This window comes from Shewanella sp. A22 (assembly GCF_053850585.1).
In genome coordinates this window covers 1-18,543 of the sequence record NZ_JBSQBN010000010.1, presented here as the reverse complement: position 1 = coordinate 18,543, position 18,543 = coordinate 1, and the positions used below count along the sequence as shown (strand labels likewise).

General features: G+C 41.9%; 13 protein-coding genes. 6 read left to right on the top strand and 7 right to left on the bottom strand.

Translation table 11 applies throughout. The features are described 5' to 3' along the window. Nucleotides 1–50: 50 nt before the first annotated feature. Entirely contained in the window at nucleotides 51–941 is an 891-nt protein-coding gene (locus ACWXWT_RS03440) for a phospholipase A (protein WP_456040214.1), read from the top strand. A 120-nt stretch (nucleotides 942–1,061) separates the two neighbouring features. On the opposite strand, the gene ACWXWT_RS03435 is transcribed toward ACWXWT_RS03440, so the two are convergent. The 4 genes from ACWXWT_RS03435 to ACWXWT_RS03420 all read right to left on the bottom strand — a co-directional run bounded on the left by ACWXWT_RS03435 (nucleotide 1,062) and on the right by ACWXWT_RS03420 (nucleotide 7,943). Further along, complete coding sequence (locus ACWXWT_RS03435) at nucleotides 1,062–2,786, bottom strand: hypothetical protein (protein WP_456040213.1); 1,725 nt, start codon at nucleotides 2,784–2,786, stop codon at nucleotides 1,062–1,064. Between the two features lie 800 nt (nucleotides 2,787–3,586). After that, nucleotides 3,587–4,378: a phosphoadenylyl-sulfate reductase gene (locus tag ACWXWT_RS03430; protein WP_456040212.1), complete on the bottom strand. Its 792-nt coding sequence runs from the start codon at nucleotides 4,376–4,378 to the stop codon at nucleotides 3,587–3,589. Beyond that, nucleotides 4,371–6,062, bottom strand: coding sequence for an assimilatory sulfite reductase (NADPH) hemoprotein subunit (gene cysI, locus ACWXWT_RS03425; protein ID WP_456040211.1), 1,692 nt, complete (start codon nucleotides 6,060–6,062; stop codon nucleotides 4,371–4,373). Before cysI ends, ACWXWT_RS03430 begins: the two co-directional genes overlap by 8 nt. Nucleotides 6,063–6,140: 78 nt before the next feature. Continuing rightward, on the bottom strand, nucleotides 6,141–7,943 hold the full coding sequence (locus ACWXWT_RS03420) for an assimilatory sulfite reductase (NADPH) flavoprotein subunit (RefSeq protein ID WP_456040210.1): 1,803 nt from the start codon (nucleotides 7,941–7,943) through the stop codon (nucleotides 6,141–6,143). Nucleotides 7,944–8,404: 461 nt separating this feature from the next. Here ACWXWT_RS03420 and ACWXWT_RS03415 point away from each other — a divergent pair, with 461 nt between their 5' ends. The 4 genes from ACWXWT_RS03415 to ACWXWT_RS03400 all read left to right on the top strand — a co-directional run bounded on the left by ACWXWT_RS03415 (nucleotide 8,405) and on the right by ACWXWT_RS03400 (nucleotide 13,814). After that, nucleotides 8,405–9,934 (top strand): Re/Si-specific NAD(P)(+) transhydrogenase subunit alpha, encoded by a 1,530-nt coding sequence (locus tag ACWXWT_RS03415; protein ID WP_456040209.1) that lies wholly within the window; start codon nucleotides 8,405–8,407, stop codon nucleotides 9,932–9,934. An 11-nt stretch (nucleotides 9,935–9,945) separates the two neighbouring features. Next, nucleotides 9,946–11,430, top strand: a complete 1,485-nt coding sequence (gene pntB / locus ACWXWT_RS03410; protein ID WP_456040208.1) for a Re/Si-specific NAD(P)(+) transhydrogenase subunit beta — start codon at nucleotides 9,946–9,948, stop codon at nucleotides 11,428–11,430. 105 nt (nucleotides 11,431–11,535) lie between these two features. Further along, on the top strand, nucleotides 11,536–12,558 hold the full coding sequence (locus ACWXWT_RS03405; protein WP_456040207.1) for a diguanylate cyclase domain-containing protein: 1,023 nt from the start codon (nucleotides 11,536–11,538) through the stop codon (nucleotides 12,556–12,558). Nucleotides 12,559–13,115: 557 nt separating this feature from the next. Beyond that, nucleotides 13,116–13,814 (top strand): DUF3581 domain-containing protein, encoded by a 699-nt coding sequence (locus ACWXWT_RS03400; RefSeq protein WP_456040206.1) that lies wholly within the window; start codon nucleotides 13,116–13,118, stop codon nucleotides 13,812–13,814. A 188-nt stretch (nucleotides 13,815–14,002) separates the two neighbouring features. On the opposite strand, the gene ACWXWT_RS03395 is transcribed toward ACWXWT_RS03400, so the two are convergent. From ACWXWT_RS03395 to hldE, 3 genes are all read right to left on the bottom strand, one after another. After that, nucleotides 14,003–14,491, bottom strand: a complete 489-nt coding sequence (locus tag ACWXWT_RS03395) for a TetR/AcrR family transcriptional regulator (RefSeq protein WP_456040205.1) — start codon at nucleotides 14,489–14,491, stop codon at nucleotides 14,003–14,005. Nucleotides 14,492–14,725: 234 nt separating this feature from the next. Next, nucleotides 14,726–15,691 (bottom strand): hypothetical protein, encoded by a 966-nt coding sequence (locus tag ACWXWT_RS03390; protein WP_456040204.1) that lies wholly within the window; start codon nucleotides 15,689–15,691, stop codon nucleotides 14,726–14,728. 3 nt (nucleotides 15,692–15,694) lie between these two features. Next, nucleotides 15,695–17,125 (bottom strand): bifunctional D-glycero-beta-D-manno-heptose-7-phosphate kinase/D-glycero-beta-D-manno-heptose 1-phosphate adenylyltransferase HldE, encoded by a 1,431-nt coding sequence (gene hldE, locus ACWXWT_RS03385; protein ID WP_456040203.1) that lies wholly within the window; start codon nucleotides 17,123–17,125, stop codon nucleotides 15,695–15,697. Between the two features lie 104 nt (nucleotides 17,126–17,229). On the opposite strand from hldE, the gene ACWXWT_RS03380 reads away from it, so the two are divergent. Next, entirely contained in the window at nucleotides 17,230–18,156 is a 927-nt protein-coding gene (locus ACWXWT_RS03380; RefSeq protein ID WP_456040202.1) for an LpxL/LpxP family Kdo(2)-lipid IV(A) lauroyl/palmitoleoyl acyltransferase, read from the top strand. Nucleotides 18,157–18,543 lie beyond the last annotated feature (387 nt).

Sequence of the window (18,543 nt, the reverse complement as noted above, 5' to 3'; positions counted from 1 at the left end):
ATAAGTACTAAACCTATAATCCACCAATAATGATGCTTATGGATGATGCAATGATAAAAACTACTCAATATCTTGGACTTTCGATACTGTTACTTGGCAATAGTTTGTTTGCTCATGCAGAAGACTCATTAGTCGATGCTCGAGTGAAAGATGAACTAGCGACATCTGAAAAGCCGTTTGTGATCACTCCACATAAGGCAAACTACTTACTCCCGGTTACGTATCAAACACGTACTCACGCATTACCATTTGAAATAAAATACCCAGATGAAGATTTCACCATTGATAAGCTAGAAGCAAAGTTCCAAATCAGTTTTAAGTTTCCGATTATGTATAACGTTTTTGGTGATAATGGCCATTTGTACTTTGCTTATACCAATCAATCATATTGGCAAGTTTATAACGAAGAGGCATCATCTCCGTTTCGCGAAACCAATCATGAACCAGAAGTGTTTATGTTATTTAATAATGATTGGAAAATTGGCGGCTTTACAAATTCGTTTTTAGGTTTTGGTGCGGTGCATCAATCTAATGGCCAAACCAATCAATTATCCCGCAGCTGGAATAGAATATACGGCAGTGCAGTATTTGACCGAGGTCCCTTCGCACTTGGGCTTAGAGTATGGTGGCGTATCCCTGAAGATGAAAAAGAAAATGTTAATGAAGCTAAAGGCGATGACAATCCAGACATCAACCGTTATATGGGTAACTTTGAACTCACTGGCGTATATGGTCTAGATAAACATCGCTTTACGATGCTTCTGCGTAACAACCTACGTGATACTAATCGCGGTGCAGTTGAATTAACCTGGAGTTACCCGATTATTGGTACTTTACGGATATATACTCAGTATTTTAATGGCTACGGTGAGAGCTTAATAGATTACAACCATCACAATCAGCGCATTGGTATTGGCATTGCTTTAAATGACATTCTGTAAGCGGCATCCAGTATCTGCACCCATTTTAGGTGTCTAAAATGAAATACATAAAATAAAAAAGAGGTGACCAATTAGGTCACCTCTTTCATTAACAGATGAGCAAAATAGCCATCATTAACATTATTTAGCGCTCGCTTTAGTGTTTACTTTAGACCCAATCACCAAGCCTTTATCAGTAAAGTCTACCGACATCTGTAAACGCATGTCGTAGTCTTTTAACATCAATAACTCTTCTGGCATGGGTTCACCACTCATTTCGACCATATCAACTAACGGAGCAAACATTTTCTGGTAATCAACAGACAAATCAAAGAAACCATTTGCTTCAAGTGATTGCTTATACATCAGATCGGCTAACTCTGTTCCTCTGTCGCCAGTATAAGCAACTAAATGACTACCTTTAACGGCTAATTTAGCGCTAACACCTAATTCTGCTGGCAACATTAACATTGGGGTGATGTCGACTGGATCGCCATTATTTTTTAAATCCACATCCACAAGCGGTGGATAAAACGGTTTCATCATTTCCACTAATGCCATCGGTTTTTCAGCTGACACGCTAATTAAGGCATCTAATGTTTCAAAACTTGGCTGACCATTTTTCTCCGTTAACTTGTAATCAGCTAATGTCATGCTAATACCTTTAACGCCATTCGCCATTCCCGTCACCATGCCTAACATCGCCGGATTTAAGGCACTCAACTCTGATTGCATTTCAGCTAATGGAGCACATTGGTAACTAGGCGTTTGCAAATCACTCCACACTTCACTTAAGGCTGGCGCGAGTTTGTTAACGTCAACGCCTAGTGCAACGGATAAAATATTATCATGCCCATTATTTGCAAATGATGGCACAAAACCACGTATTTTATTCAATGCAGATAAAATCACTTGGTTGTTACTTTCAATGACAACAGCAGCATCGATAGTACTTTCATCACGAGTAATAGAATATGAATTTAGCCCCATAACACTGCGCGGCCAGTTGGCTGCTATTGCATTTAACTCCGTTTTACAGACCGGTGTTTTCAGTTCTTCAAATGGATCTTCACCCTGTATTCCAATCATTTTTGTCATTTGCTTGGCCAGCATATTGCCATCAACCGATGTTAACCCCTTAACCAATTCAACATGGTTAATAAAGCTAATGCTGTCTTTCATAAAACCATGAGTTTTGGCGATGTCTTGTAGCAGGGTTGTGTCGCTAATGGGATGCTCGACTTTCTTTTCTCCCAACGCAGTTTCAAGCAATTGAGGTTGATTAAATGACGTATTCAATGTCACAGTTAACCAGCTATCTTTAACAGAAAATACAATTTCAACCTGTTCTTTTTCACCTGCATCAGTTAATGCATAACCGCGATATTCCGCAGAACCAGACTTGCCCATTGTATGAGTTAACCCACTTTCTTGCTCGGCACGATCTAATTCCGCCCACAATGCTTCTGGATGACTCAGTTGAATTTTCATAACGGGCAATGCGCCCAAGGTATAAAAATAACTCTTAATTGAATCGGGTAAACCGTAGGTCGATAGCAAGGTTTCTGGTTCAGGCAATACAGTCATATATTGCTTATATAAGCTCACAAAAAAGCGCTCTTGAACAGATAAACTATCATCTAATGACAAGATATTATCCATATCATAAGCTTGATAATTACCTGCAATACTATACAAATAATCTTTTAACGGAAATGGTACTAACTGCCCAGAAAACGCTAAAGTATCTGCTGGAACATAGTCCAACATTGGATCGTTTTTAACGACGGATGATCCCTGCTGTGATAGCAAATATCCTCCAGCACCAACAGCTAATACTACAGCAGCAATTGCCATTTTATTCATCTATAAACTCCAATTTATATGATTGTTAACTCTTCCATGTTATGAGTTAGCATTAAAAAGATTCATTATTTATTTCGGGTAGGCATTGTCGATTACACCGATAAACGATGGATTAATTTAACATTAATTATTAATGAGCGCATTAGGAGTCGTTGTATGCGATTAATAAAAATGGCACACAAATAACATGCGACGTCAGCAGGAAACGTATTATTTACTCTGGGGCCTGTTGATCTTTCAAAGTTGTTTTTGCAGCGAATTGTCGGTCATTACGTAAACAAGAGCGACAAGGCAGAGGCTTTGTTGTGTCGGTATTCTACATTAACAGTAAGAATGAACAACAAACGCTGCTCGAATAGGCCGCCCCTAAACTGAGTGATGAATATATCGTGAGAAAGCGTAATTCTAGAATGAATTTGAGGCTTTCCCGATAACTCTTTACGACAGAGTTATCGGGAATAACCGAATCGATTGCTTATACGCTAACAAGTCAATCAATGTGCTCGAGGATGCGAGCGAAGCTTTTGAAGGTACGTGGACTGCAAAAACAATCCCAAAACGTCAACAAAAACCATCTACGGGAATTTCTAAATTTAGACTAGTATCGGCAGAGTTGCATGAAAATTTAACAAAATTTAATGATTATCTATTAAAAGCTGATAACCAAATAGCTGAAACACAAGATGACGAGGCCAAGGTTAGTAGAAAGATAATAAAGGCAAAAAATATATCAGAACAAGTCATATTGCCATGAGATGATATAAGTAACAGATGACTCATATAAACTCATGGCTAAATGATTAAATATCGAAGTGCAAACCACATTCTCGTTTTAAGCCGTTAAAACGAGTTTCTTCTTCAGTCATGCCCAGCTCAAGTGGTTTGCTTGAGTGAGTATCACCGACTGAAACATAGCCTTGCTCCCATAATGGGTGATATGGCAAGTCGTATTCAGTTAGGTACATATGCACGTCTTTATTGCTCCACTCAATGATGGGTAACAATTTAAAACGTTTGCCACTAATGGCTAAAATAGGCAATGCTTCACGGGTACTCGACTGGCTACGGCGCAAGCCTGCAAACCAAGTACCGACGTTTAATTCAGCTAATGCACGCTGCATAGGCTCAACTTTATTGATGCGGTTATACTTTTCTAAGCCATCAATCCCCTGCTCCCACAGCTTACCAAAACGGGCTTCTTGCCACGCTTGAGTTTGACCCGCTTGGTATACTTTAAGATTGAGGTTTAAGCGCTCAGTTAACTGATCAATAAATTGATAAGTCTCAGGAAACAAATAGCCTGTGTCGGTTAAAATTACCGGAATATCGCTTTGCGCTTGAGTCAACATGTGCAACATCACCGCGCCTTGAATCCCAAAGCTAGACGATAACGCATGCTCGCCCGGTAAATACGCTAAACCCCAAGCAACACGTTGCTGCGCCGTTAACCCAGCTAAAAACTGGTTAATGTTTTCAAGCGCAGCTGCTTGCTCTGCTTTAGGCGCTAATAATAACGCCTGCAGTTGAGCCGGAGTGACAGAATGATCGACGGCCGCGTCTGTTGACGCAGTCGTTACCACTTGATTAAGCATGAAAATCCTTAGCGGCATCTATAACCGCCTTCACTACACCAATGCGTACAGTGAAGTTACCAAAGGTTTCGCCCGCATCACGCTCTGTGGCGTAGCGGCCAAACAAAGTATCCAATTCAGCTAAAATTTCAGCTTCTTGGATGTTTTCTTTATGCATTTTATTTAAACGTGTGCCTTCAAAGCTGGCGCCTAAATACAAGTTATAGCGCCCTGGTGCTTTACCCACTAAACCAATTTCGGCTGCAAATGGACGAGCACAACCGTTTGGACAACCTGTCATGCGCACCACGATTGATTGCTCGCTAATGCCGTGTTTTGCCTGTAGTGCATCAATATGATCGATAAACTCAGGAAAGTAACGTTCAGCTTCCGCCATGGCTAATGGGCACGTTGGTAACGCCACACAGGCAATAGAATGGCCGCGAGTACCACTTAATACTTGCCCCAATAAACCATGTTTACGGGCTAACCCTTCAATTTCAGCTTTATCTTGTGCTGCCACACCCGCAATAATCATGTTCTGATTAGAGGTCATGCGGAAATCGCCTTTGTGAATTTTGGCAATTTCACGTAAACCGGTTTGCAAGGTTTGGCCTGGCATGTCTTTAATACGGCCACTTTCAATAAACAACGTTAGGTGAAATTTATTGTCGATACCTTCAACCCAACCATAACGATCGCCACGATCACCAACGATCACATCACGCTTAGGTTCAAATTTAACTCCGGCACGTTTTTCCACTTCGGCTTTAAATGCATCATAGCCATGGTCAACAATGGTGTACTTTAAACGCGCACGTTTACGCACAACACGGTTACCCCAGTCACGCTGAACCGTCATTACCGCTTCTGCAAACTTGGTGACATCATCAGTTTTAATAAACCCAAAGTCATCAGCTAAACGTGGGAAGGTTTCAACTTCACCGTGAGTAGAACCCATACCGCCACCAGCAACCAAGTTAAAGCCGACTAATTCACCCGCTTCTGCTACCGCAATAAAACCAAGGTCGTTGGTGTATACGTCTACATCGTTATGTGGCGGAACCGCAACTGCCATTTTAAATTTACGAGGTAAATAGGTTTTGCCGTAAACAGGCTCAACCGTTTCTGTATCTAATAGCTTTTCTTCATCTAACCAAATCTCAGCATAAGCACGAGTGTGTGGTAATAAATGATCAGATAAATGCTTAGCAACAGCATACGCTTGCGCATGCAGCTTTGATTCAACTGGGTTTGGATTACACATCACATTACGGTTTACGTCACCACAAGCGGCAATAGAATCAAGTGCGGCACGATCAAGGCCTTGGATCAAGGTTTTTAGATTACGCTTTGGAATACCATGGTACTGAAACGTTTGACGCGTGGTCAAACGAATACTGTTTGAGGTGGTGAGTGTTGATGAAATTTTATCCACTTCTAACCACTGCTCTGGGGTACAAATACCACCAGGTACACGAGCTCGTAGCATAAAGCTATGCAATGGCTCTAACTTTTGCTCTTTACGCTCGTTACGTAAATCACGATCGTCTTGCTGATAAAAACCGTGGAATTTGATCAACTGCTGATCGCCATCGCTAAACGATCCTGTCACTTGGGTATCTAAACCCTCTTGGATATCGCCGCGTAAATAATCACTGTCGATTTTTAAGTATTCGTTTAACGCTAACTTTTGCTCACTCATGGCCTGGGCCTCTCTTAATTCTGTTCAATTCATTAGTGCGATTGGGTTGTTAGGTTTGAGCTAACAACCGGATCAAATTTAATACACGTCTTTTTGGTAGCGTTTGTCGCTACGAAGTGTTTCAAAGTAAGCTTCTGCGTCATCAGCGCTTAAGCCACCTTGTTCAACCGCAATATTCACTAATGCTTGATGTACGTCTTTTGCCATGCGGTCTGCATCACCACAGATATACACATGAGCGCCATTTTGTAGCCACTGCCATAACGCTTCAGCTTGTTCTGCAATGCGATGTTGCACATACACTTTATGAGCTTGATCGCGCGAGAATGCTACGTCTAAACGCGATAAATCACCGCTTTTAAGATACTGCTGCCACTCAACTTGATATAAGAAATCTTGTTCAAAGTGTGGGTTACCAAAGAATAACCAGCTATTACCCGACACGCCCTCAGCAGCACGTTGCTGCATAAAGGCGCGGAATGGCGCAACACCTGTACCAGGGCCGACCATGATCACCGGTGTATCAGGGGTTTCAGGTAAACGGAAATGATTGTTTGGTTCAACATACACATTAACTTGCTGGCCTTCTTCTGCAGAGGCTAAAAAGTGCGATGCACCACCAAAGCGAGCGTGGCCTTGACGTTCATCTTCAACCAGCGCGACAGTTAAGTGCACTTCCGCTTCAACTTCTGCTTGGCTAGAGGCAATTGAATATAAGCGTGGCGTCAATGGACGTAACATATCAACCAATTGCTCGGCACTAACCTTGGCTGGATAGGCTGCAACTAAATCAGCAAACTGGTGCTTAAGAATAAACTGTCTGGTTTGCTCTTTGTCTTCACAAATGGCTGCAAGTTCTGCATTACCGCTCAACTCAGCCCATGACTTTACTAAACCAGGGTATAACTGAGTTAACTCTTTCTTGTCGGTTAATGCTGTTTTTAATGATAGTGACTGTTTCGACACTGTGACATTGTCATCTGCCGCTAAACCAAGTGCGGCGATCACTTCATCGACTAATGCAGGGTTATTACTAAACCACACGCCCAAGGCATCACCAACCTGATAAGTTAACCCTGACTCGCCTAAATCTATTTCGACATGGCGTACGTCACGGTCTGAATCACGGCCGGTAATTTTTTGGCTCACCAGCACTTCAGCACTGTATGGATTTTGTTTAGTGTATTGGTTTGAACCAGCAACAGCAGTGGAACCAATAGACACGACACTGGCACTGGCACTGGCACTGGCACTGGAAGTTTGAATGAATGGCTTAGACGCTTCAATGACACTGTCTTGCCATTGCGCAGCGGCATCTTCGTAGTCAACGTCACATTCAACTAACGGCAATAATGCTTTCGCACCTAAGGCACTTAATCGAGCATCAAAGTCTTTACCAGTTTGGCAGAAAAATTCGTAACTTGAGTCACCTAACGCCAACACAGAGTAATGTAAATTATTTAATTTTGGTGCACGTTTTGATGATAAAAACTTATGTAATTCAATGGCATCGTCAGGAGCTTCACCTTCACCATGAGTACTCACAACCAAAAACAAGATGGTTTCTTGCTTTAGTTGGCGTACATTGTATTCACCCATTGAGGTTAAATTAACGGCATAACCTAGAGCTTGTGCCTTAGTGGCTAATGCTTGCGCTACGCCACGACCATTACCGGTTTGGCTACCGTATAAAATGGTCACCGTTTGTGCGGCAGATGTTTCTGCTATTGCCGCAGTTTGGCCTTGATTTGCACTTGCGGCCAAATAGCCACTAACCCATGCAAGTTGCACAGAAGATAATTCTGAGGTGAATTGTTTTAGCTTGTCGACTTGTCCTTGTGACAATGGTGACGCTAAAGCTGAAAGTTCTTTTAACAACATAAGACGGCCTTATAACAGTGTAATGTGGTTAGCTTACTCCTACGGTTAAAAACAAAAAAAGAATAAAAGATGATTTTTTATTCCATTTAGGAATATGCAAAGCGGCTTTTTTAAGCTACAAAAGTGTGGCAGAGTTAAAAGTTTTTAAATAACCTCAATTTAAAACCAAAAATTAACCTTTAGGTACTTGTACCGAACACGCTTGATGTCGCAAGCTAAGAGCCCCAATTAACTGATGAAATATATCAGATTGATTGTTCTCTGAGTAGAACGACACATAAATATGGCATCACAATGTCATAACAATGCCATTGGTTAAATAGTTTATCCGACTTCAATGGTCATATGCTGCACTTTTTCTATCATCTAAGTGCCCATATGAAACAGTAATACTCGAACGGAATGGTCTATTGATGGGGAAAGCAATAGACGGTCTTTTTATTAACCATCAGGAAACAGTCATGCAGATTGGAATACCGAGAGAAAGTATCGAGGGTGAAACTCGAGTCGCGGCGACTCCAGCCACTGTGGTACAACTAAAAAAACTCGGCTTTAGTGTGGCAATTGAAGCACAGGCAGGTGTGAAGTCGAGCTTTGATAATGCTGCATTTGAAGCCGCAGGGGCGGATGTAGTCGACAGTGTGTACGACGCTGACTTTATTTTTAAAGTGAATGCACCGTCAGATGACGAAATCGCCAAAATGAAACCTGGCACTACGCTAGTGAGTTTTATTTGGCCAGCACAAAACCCTGAACTCGTTGAGAAACTGTCAAGTCAACAGATTACCGTTATGGCGATGGACATGGTGCCACGTATTTCACGTGCACAGTCACTCGATGCATTATCATCAATGGCTAACATTGGCGGATATCGCGCCGTTGTTGAAGCAGCCCATGAGTTTGGACGTTTCTTTACTGGACAAATTACCGCAGCAGGTAAAGTACCACCAGCCAAAGTGTTGGTTATTGGTGCAGGTGTGGCAGGTCTTGCCGCTATTGGCACTGCGGGCTCGCTAGGTGCCATAGTACGTGCCTTTGATACCCGCCTTGAAGTGGCTGAGCAAATTGAGTCAATGGGCGGAAGCTTCTTAAAGCTTGAATTTGAAAACAAAGATGGCGGTTCATCTGACGGCTATGCCAAAGTCATGTCTGACGAATTTATTGCTGCTGAGATGGCATTATTTGCCGAGCAAGCCAAAGACGTCGACATCATCATTACGACCGCATTAATTCCAGGTCGCCCTGCGCCTAAGCTGATTACCAAAGACATGGTTGATACCATGAAACCTGGCTCAGTGATTGTCGATTTAGCAGCTGCTACTGGCGGTAATTGTGAATATACCGTCACTGGTGAACGCTTCATTACCGAAAATGGCGTCAAGGTATTGGGTTATACCGACCTACCGGGTCGTTTACCAGCACAATCGTCACAACTTTATGGCACCAACTTAGTCAACTTGATGAAGTTAATGTGTAAAGCCAAAGACGGCAACGCGGTGCTCGATTTTGACGATGTAGTGATGCGCAACATGACCGTAACCCGTGACGGCGAAATAACGTTCCCGCCACCAGCCATTTCAGTCTCTGCTGCTCCACAACCTGCAGCTGCCAGCGTTGAACCTAAAGCAGAGAAAGTTGAAAAGGCGCCGTCAAAACTTAAGTATATTTTAGGTGCATTAGGCATTGCAGGCTTTGCCGCAGTAGCTTCGGTCGCACCGGCTGAGTTTTTGTCGCACTTCACGGTGTTCATTCTTTCGTGTGTAGTGGGTTATTACGTGGTGTGGAATGTGTCGCACTCGTTACATACACCGTTAATGTCGGTCACCAATGCGATTTCAGGCATTATTGTCGTCGGTGCATTATTGCAAATAGGCCAAGGTTCAGCGCTCGTTACTGCACTTGCTTTTGTTGCGGTGCTTATCGCCAGTATCAACATCTTTGGCGGGTTTACCGTCACTCAGCGCATGCTGAAGATGTTCCGTAAAGATTAAGGGGTAATATCGTGTCTCAAGGACTGGTTACAGCATCTTATATCATTGCCGCTGTGTTTTTTATTCTCAGCCTAGCTGGGTTATCAAAACAAGAAACGGCTAAAAATGGTAATTTATTTGGCATTATTGGTATGGCGATTGCGCTTTCAGCCACCATACTCAACCCTGCCACAAGCGGCGTAGAATGGATTATTCTCGCCATGGTTATTGGTGGTGCAATAGGCATTCGCTTAGCATTGAAAGTTGAAATGACTGAAATGCCTGAGTTAGTGGCGATTTTGCATAGCTTTGTAGGCTTAGCTGCAGTACTCGTAGGTTTCAATAGTTTTATTGATATTCAACCTCACGAAGTATCTGAAATCGTTGTTGTATTAGGAGAAGATCTTAATACTACACTCGCAACGGCTAAAGCCGCGTTTGTAGAAGCAAGTCAATCCCAGCAATCTGAACACTTAACCGGTGCCATGCTTAACATTCACTTAGTTGAAGTATTTTTAGGCATCTTTATCGGTGCGGTTACCTTCACAGGTTCGATTGTGGCCTTTGCTAAACTACGCGGACTTATTTCATCTAAAGCACTAATGCTACCTCACCGTCACAAGTTGAATTTAGTGGCCGTTGTGGTTTCATTTATTCTAATGATGATGTTTGTGCAAGCAGGCGGCGCAGTAACACCGTTGATTTTGATGACATTAATTGCCTTTGCATTTGGTTGGCATTTAGTGGCCTCTATTGGCGGTGCAGATATGCCTGTTGTGGTATCTATGCTGAACTCATACTCAGGTTGGGCGGCAGCAGCGGCAGGCTTTATGTTGTCAAATGACTTGCTGATTGTTGTTGGTGCGCTTGTGGGCTCGTCGGGTGCGATTCTGTCTTACATTATGTGCAAAGCGATGAACCGCTCGTTCATTTCAGTTATTGCCGGTGGTTTTGGTAATGACACCGCAGTAGCATCAGGTGATGACACCGTAGGTGAATACCGGGAAACAACCGCTGAAGATGTTGCTGACATGCTAAAAGCATCAGATTCGGTCATCATCACCCCAGGTTATGGTATGGCCGTTGCGCAAGCACAATATCCGGTGGCAGAAATCACCAGAAAGCTGCGTGAAATGGGCATTAAAGTTCGCTTTGGTATTCACCCTGTTGCAGGGCGTTTACCTGGCCACATGAACGTACTCTTAGCTGAAGCCAAAGTACCATACGATATCGTGTTAGAAATGGATGAAATCAATGATGATTTTGCCGATACTGATACTGTATTAGTGATTGGGGCTAACGATACGGTTAACCCTGCTGCGATGGAAGATCCAAGCAGTCCAATCGCAGGTATGCCAGTATTAGAAGTATGGAAAGCGCAAAATGTGATTGGCTTTAAGCGTTCAATGAACACAGGTTATGCCGGCGTGCAAAATCCATTGTTCTTTAAAGACAATACGCAAATGCTATTTGGCGATGCTAAAGACAGTGTAGAAGCTATCCTTAGGGCCTTATAAATCAACTTTATTGTGAATAAAATACCAGCTATTAACGCTGGTATTTTTTCATTTAATAACCAGATAAACTGGGGCCATTGCACTATACAGGATTATCTATTATCCATGGCACAACAGGACGAGATGAGTCAATTACTGCTTGAGCTAGAACAGCATAAGCAAAAAATCAAGCAACTAGAGCATGAACGCAATCGGCTTACTCTGTTAAATAAACGAGTAAACGAGCAACTGGATGCCGCACTTGATGGCACAGGCTTGTGCCTATGGGAACAGCATATTCCTAGTGGCAACTTAACCATTTTTAATCAACAATGGGGTCACCTACTCGGTTTTACTCGGGAAGAATTACCCGCCCATATAGACAGTTGGAAAGATAACCTTCACCCCGAAGATAAAGACTGGGTTATCGACGCATTTGAAAGCCACGTTTCAGGTAAAGCAGAAACCTACCAAGCAGTGCACCGAATGATCCACAAAGATGGCACGGTTGCATGGGTGTCAGACCGTGGTCGCATTATTGAATATGATATCAATGGAAAACCACTTCGTATTATGGGAACCCATATTGATGTCACCAAAGAAAAGCGTTATGAGGAAGATTTAGCAAAACTAGCCCACAGAGACCCATTGACCAATTTGCTTAATCGTACTGCGCTAGTTGATACCTTCTATCGCGAGAAACAAACACAAATACATCATCACTTTGGTGCATTGTGTTTTCTCGATCTCGATGGCTTTAAAATTATTAATGATCATTTGGGTCATCGTTATGGTGACAGCTTATTGATCCATATCGCCCAAGATCTTACTCGTATATGTCAGCAATTATTTGCCCCTATTGATACCACAGCAAAGCAGTATGACTTTCATGTTGCACGTTTTGGCGGTGATGAATTTGTCATTTTAACCCAATGCTACAATGTCGATATATTAACGCAAATGGCTAAAACCCTACTTGCTTTATACCAGCAACCTATCACACTTGATGGCGAAACGATTAGTATCGGGTTAAGTATAGGCATTAGCTTATTTGATGACCTTGATGAGTTTGCTAATATATGCGAACAAGCTGACAAAGCGATGTATAGCGTCAAAAAGCACGGTAAACATAATTTTTTATTTTGGTAAAATACCCTACCACAATATAAATGCCCGACGACTTAACAACGTGAATGGCATTGGCATCCAATGTTTCAATGCTAAAAATATTAAAAAAAATATAATTTATATCACCTTATCTTCATTTTCAGGATATGCTGCCATCAATGTTTGATAACCAATAACAGCCTATTAGCTTGATATTGCTAACCAACATTCAGCCATAAAAATTAAGTCACCATTTGAGTTTGGCGGATTTCAAGCCTATAGCCAATCAATATTGGCATTTATCTATTTGACTGGTTGCAAACCGACACTGAATAAAAATAATTACAACGAGCTGTTTTTTATCTATTTACGGCCCATAGCACAGCTTAAAAAGCTGCAGCAAGAAAGCTGTATTTAACCTAAATATTTGATGTTGATAGTCATCGGGTGAGTTTTTTTTGCGTTATGCAGTACACTCTCGCTCATTAATGAACTTTATCACTAACCTTGTTACTCATTAGCCTAGATTGTTATCGCATTATCATTAACAACTGTGCCTTGTGATACCACTTACAACTGACCAATAAGAATCACTCTTTATGTTTTTATCACCTTATTTTACTAAGCAAGATCAAAGCGTGTTTATTTCAGCCCAACAAGCCAGTGACTTCGCCAAAAAAGTCGCCGAAGACTTTAATCCTATCCATGACGTTGGCGCCAAACGCTTTTGCGTACCAGGCGATTTATTGTTTGCTCTCGTGCTGACCCAATATGGCCTGAGCCAGAATATGCAATTTAAATTTGCTGGCATGGTGGGTGACAATGTTGAGCTTCACGTAGATCAAAATGTGGCCGATAAATTCAGCATTAGCGACACAAAAGGCAAAGAGTATCTGCATATTGAACGAGAAGGCGACTTATGCCAATGTGATGTACAAACAGCTGCATTTATTAAAAGTTATGTGGCTTTTTCTGGTTTAAACTTTATCCATGTACTCGTGCCAATGATGAGAGAATACAAGGTAATGATTAATCCCGATCGTCCGTTGGTCATCTATGAAAGCATGTCATTTCATTTGGATCACTTTGACTTTAATACCATTAGCTTACATCTCATTAAACAAGAACTCGCCATTGATGGTAAACGTGGAGATGTTACATTAACCTTCGAGTTACAAAGCCAAGGTAACGTCATTGGTAGTGGTGTTAAAACCTTAGTGTTAAGTGGATTACGTGAGTTTGATGAAGATAAAGCACAAGAAATGTGCGATAGGTATGAAAGCCGAAAACTTGCTTAAACACACATCTAGAAGCGATATTCAATCGCTCATAATCGCCATTCCGTAATAATACCTGCTCAATTTGCCAGAGATTAGTACGGAATGGTCTGTTCAATGTAATATTGATCATATTGCCAATTTATACATCAATTTGTTACTTACAGGGTAAAACTAAAATAACCAAACATGTTAGCGGCACAGCCCACTTAGTTCGCTGATAACTCGTCTTGTTCAGGTTCGCCAGGTAAAAATGCCAAAGCACTAAGACCGATAAGGCGAACAATACATTGGTTGCCAATTTCAGCTAAACGGTTTGTCGCAACCTCTCTAACTAAATTAAGCGACTTGAGTGTTTTCATGCTCTTGTCAGTACTGCCACATAAACTAAAAAACAACTGTAACACTGCTTTACGCTCTGGTTGCTGTATCACTTCAGTCCATGATTTCTCTAATGCACCTATTGAAGAAAAATCTAATCCTTCAATAAAAAACTGCCCCATACGTTGATCCAAACGTACTAAAAATTCAGTTTTACGCGGGAAGTGATGACTAATACCAGTCCGACTGACTCCTGTGGCTGTTGATAGTGTCGTGTACGACATTGCCTCAAAGCCTATCGTAATGATTTGTTTAAAGGCTTCATCTAAAATTTGGTTAACGGTTAACTCAGTTTCAACTCGTGAACGCTTGGCCATAAACTTGGTCTCTCTAATTATTTTGGTCAAAGAGCTTACCAGACCAAACTAGAAAATTCTGCTATAGATCAGCAAATTTACAACACTTTTAACCGTACAATATCCAGATAGGCAGTATAAAACAGAACATTATCGCGATAACGATTTATTTACTCTTTAAAATCAAAGGTTATAGAAAAACACTCACAATTGAGCCCAATACATTATAAATAATGGGTAACATGCGTTTACAAATTATTTGACGGTTGAAAATTGTTTTTTAAGCCAACGTTGTGATTCAGCTTTACCCATCAATAATTCTAAGGTGGGTGACAACACTTCCACTAATTCAGGTTGACGCCAAAACATGTATTCAGGCAGAGACTGAATAGCACCAAAAGTGCGCTGAACTAAGCTAGAAATCTCCCCCAAATCACGCAAAGACCAAGTTGGCATAAGTGGATACACGACAGCTAAAAAATCCTCGTACTGAGTGAAATCTCGCAATTGCTGAGGGTTATAACGACTCAACACAATTTGAAGTTGAGGGGCGCTCCAGTGGGACAAATTACCACTGTCGTTAATGAGAGCTAGATTACGCCTATGAAACTGTTGCCAGGCTAAATCTAACTGCTGATAATGTTGTGCAATGCGCCATAACAAATACAAGTCTGCGAGCCATTCGTGCTGATATTTGCTTAAAGAGGCAGGTAAAATACTTTCTTGCAGTGAAATGTTATATAAATGGCCTATTTCATGCCATAAGGTTAATTGTGCTTGTTGATTTAAAGGCAACTGATAAGTCGTTAAGCCAATGGAACCACTCTGCTCAACCATATCTTTAGCAGAATTAACAATGATCACCCCCGCTATTAAGCTGTTTTTCGTAGCTAACACCATCGCACTCTTACGTCCTATAGCACGCCTAATATTTGCAGTAGCAAAAGCCGATTGTTGTTGCAAAGAGACAGGCAATAGCATAATACACTGTTCAAGAACAGCCAAATGACATATTAGCGCTTTTTTAGAGGCTACAGGGGTGTAATAAGCTTGGCGAATAGGATCTCTCGCAGCATTGTCATCAACAAACTCTGCAGCCACCCTTGCGGGGTCAATCTGCACAGACTGTCCCGCATAACTGGCTTGGCTTATCAATAATAACGCACTACCAACGCCATAGTTTATTAACGTCAGGAATAATCGCAGCCGGTTTTTTAGCATTGATTATTTCTGTGACATAATGTTTTGAATAATGGCCGTCGTTGATACCCCATCTTCAAATCCAAGCACTTCAACCTTACCACCAGCGGCCATCACTTCAGCACCACCTGCAATATCTTCGACTTTATAATCGCCACCTTTTACTAACGAATCAGGCAACAAGCGGGCAATAACACGTTGCGGGGTATCTTCTGCAAAAGACACCACCCAATCAACCGCAGCTAGCCCAGCAAGCACCGCCATACGGCGATCTACAGGGTTTACAGGTCTTCCTGGCCCCTTTAGACGGGTAACTGACTCATCGTCATTCACAGCAACAATTAAACGGTCTCCTAATGCTTTAGCTTGTTGTAAATAACTCACATGACCTGCATGTAAAATATCAAAACAACCGTTAGTCATCACAATACGTTCACCGCGTAAACGCGCCTGATCCATCGCATAAGCAAGCTGATCTTCAGTCATGACCCCAAAACCTGACTCACCATGGTTAAGTGCTAATGCTTGAATTAACTCAATACGGCTCACCGTTGAAGTCCCTAACTTACCCACAACAACACCAGCAGCTGTATTGGCAATAGCACAAGCTTGCGCTAATGTCGCGCCAGCAGCAATAGACGTCGCTAAAGCAGAAATAACGGTATCACCAGCACCCGTCACGTCATGCACTTCACGGGCAACAGTTGGAATATGCAATTCAGGTTGGTCGTGGGACACTAACGTCATGCCCTTTTCTGAACGGGTCACCAAAATGGCGTCAAACTCATGCGTTTTAATGAGTTTTTGTGCTTTTTCAATTAAATCATCTTCGCTGGTAACAGTACCGACAACCGCTTCAAACTCACTCATATTAGGTGTAATAAGTGATGCACCATGATAACGAGCAAAATCATGTCCCTTAGGATCCACTAATACTTTGACACCTTTGGCTCGAGCTTTAGCAATAAAGGCTTTAGGTTCATCAATAGCGCCTTTGGCATAATCAGATAATACCAATACGTCAACGTTATCTAAAATGGCTTCACTTTGCGCGAATAAGGCTTGGCTAGTCGCTTTATCAAATAGCTCTTCAAAATCTAAACGAATTAATTGCTGATTACGCGACAATACCCGCAATTTAGTAATTGTTGGCTTGTCTGCTACCGTTAACCATTGCGGTTCAACCCCAAACACTTTTACCCCTTGGGTTAATGCTTGTGCCGTTTCATCTTGACCAACTATGCCAGCTAATTGGACATTTCCACCTAACGTTGCAATATTTAATGCCACGTTCGCAGCACCACCTGGTCTATCTTCAATTTGATTAATTTTAACAACAGGTACAGGGGCTTCGGGAGAAATGCGTCCCGTTGGGCCGACCCAATAGCGATCTAACATCACGTCACCAATCACTAAAACGCGCGCATTTTCAAAAGCTGGGAGAGAAACCTTCATGGTGTATTCACTGTTTTGTAAAAAATTAACCGTGATTGTACCTAATTTTCATCAAAATATGAGTTAGAATATCAAATAATTTTTGTGAACTAGACGAGTTATCCGTGGTAGAGAAAGCCGAATTTTCTTCTGATTTATATCACCCTAAACATTGGCCAATGTGGTTTGGCGTTGGTTTAATGCGCTTAACCGTACTTTTACCGTTACCTTGGCAAATGAAAATTGGCAGTAGTCTTGGTCGACTAGTTATGAAGATAGCCAGTGGCCGAACCCACACAGCAAGACGTAATATCGATTTATGCTTTCCCGATATGAGTGAAGCCGACAAACAACAATTGCTAGAGCGTAACTTTGAGGAAACGGGTAAAGCCTTATTTGACACCATTAACGCTTGGTGGTGGTCAAATAATCGCGTGCAACAACATATGACGATAAAAGGCACCGAACATGTTAGTCAAAGTTTAGACAATGGTAGAGGGGTGATTTTATTTGCCGTTCATTGCCTACCACTTGAAATGGGCGCACGAATATTTGGCCAATTTACGCCTGGAACAGGGGTTTATCGTCCACATAACAATCCTGTGATGGAATATTTGCAAGTCAAAGGCCGTTTACGCTCAAATAAAGCTTTAGTCCCTAAGCGTGATGTGCGCCAAATGATCCGCAGTTTACGCAGCCCTGATGTGATTTGGTATACAGCCGATCAAGATTTTGGCCGTTCAAGCGCAGTGTTTATTCCCTTTTTTGGCGTGCCCGATGCAGCTACCATTACAGGGGCAACGTCACTGGCAAGACTAGGTAAAGCCAATGTGGTGCCTTTTTTTGTAGAACGTAATAGCGATGATAAAGGCTACACCCTTGAGATAATGCCACCTTTAGAGAACTTCCCCGGTGATAACGAAACAGACGACGCTATTCGTGGCAATCAAATTGTTGAACAACTGATTAACCGCAACAAAGCGCAATACATGTGGCTCCATCGTCGCTTTAAAACCCGTCCCACAGAAGACACCCCCTCGTTATATGACTAATTTCATTTAATCGACTCGGATGTGGTAAATGAAAAAAGCGCCATTAGGCGCTTTTTGATTGATGCTAGTTAGCTAATATTCAGTCACGGTTAGAATTGATCACGTTATCAAGTAATAATGCCGAAGAATCGAACCTGTAACCACTGACTCATTGAACAGTCACTACTGTAAACATCATATAAAATCACAAATTTCATTCAATGTTTTCTTGTCGATAGCATGCTGTGGAATAGTCGCATTGGCTGCAGGATACCCAGCAATAATACCAATCCCATTAAATATCTGGTCAGTTCAGAGTCTCTCAGGTTTTTCAATTCAAGGCACATTGATGTAGAAATGGTTGTTGCCTTTTAAATCGATGTAACACAGAAGTGGAATACCTGAGAG

Bases quoted from the DNA above. Each gene is read 5' to 3' on its own strand.
- ACWXWT_RS03440 (WP_456040214.1), top strand. From the start codon at position 51: ATGATAAAAACTACTCAATATCTTGGACTTTCGATACTGTTACTTGGC.
- ACWXWT_RS03435 (WP_456040213.1), bottom strand. From the start codon at position 2,786: ATGAATAAAATGGCAATTGCTGCTGTAGTATTAGCTGTTGGTGCTGGA.
- ACWXWT_RS03430 (WP_456040212.1), bottom strand. From the start codon at position 4,378: ATGCTTAATCAAGTGGTAACGACTGCGTCAACAGACGCGGCCGTCGAT.
- cysI (WP_456040211.1), bottom strand. From the start codon at position 6,062: ATGAGTGAGCAAAAGTTAGCGTTAAACGAATACTTAAAAATCGACAGT.
- ACWXWT_RS03420 (WP_456040210.1), bottom strand. From the start codon at position 7,943: ATGTTGTTAAAAGAACTTTCAGCTTTAGCGTCACCATTGTCACAAGGA.
- ACWXWT_RS03415 (WP_456040209.1), top strand. From the start codon at position 8,405: ATGCAGATTGGAATACCGAGAGAAAGTATCGAGGGTGAAACTCGAGTC.
- ACWXWT_RS03405 (WP_456040207.1), top strand. From the start codon at position 11,536: ATGGCACAACAGGACGAGATGAGTCAATTACTGCTTGAGCTAGAACAG.
- ACWXWT_RS03400 (WP_456040206.1), top strand. From the start codon at position 13,116: ATGTTTTTATCACCTTATTTTACTAAGCAAGATCAAAGCGTGTTTATT.
- ACWXWT_RS03395 (WP_456040205.1), bottom strand. From the start codon at position 14,491: ATGGCCAAGCGTTCACGAGTTGAAACTGAGTTAACCGTTAACCAAATT.
- ACWXWT_RS03390 (WP_456040204.1), bottom strand. From the start codon at position 15,691: ATGCTAAAAAACCGGCTGCGATTATTCCTGACGTTAATAAACTATGGC.
- hldE (WP_456040203.1), bottom strand. From the start codon at position 17,125: ATGAAGGTTTCTCTCCCAGCTTTTGAAAATGCGCGCGTTTTAGTGATT.